1 protein-coding gene is annotated in these 285 nt (G+C 58.6%); it reads right to left on the reverse strand.

Annotated features, from left to right (window positions below):
- Positions 1 to 285 (reverse strand): AAA family ATPase (locus tag HBA93_RS20690; protein ID WP_221724523.1); only part of this gene is annotated, 285 nt, incomplete at both ends.

Consider the following 285-nt stretch of genomic DNA (forward strand, 5'->3'; position numbering starts at 1 on the left):
GTTTTGCGCCTGACGTTTTTCGACCAGTTTCGCCGGTACGTCGCTATCGAGCACCTTGCCGGCGTGCATCATCGACATACGGTCGCAACGCTCGGCTTCATTCATGAAATGTGTCGAGATGAATATCGTAACCTTGTCGCGCCGCGACAGTTCGATCAGCAGCCGCCAGAAATTGTCGCGTGCTACAGGATCGACGCCGGATGTCGGCTCGTCGAGGATCAGCAACTCGGGCCTATGCACCATGGCGACAGCCAGCGACAGGCGCTGGCGGATCCCGAGAGGAAG

The sequence above is a fragment of the Ochrobactrum sp. SFR4 genome (assembly GCF_019730395.1).
Classification (GTDB): Bacteria; Pseudomonadota; Alphaproteobacteria; order Rhizobiales; family Rhizobiaceae; genus Pseudochrobactrum.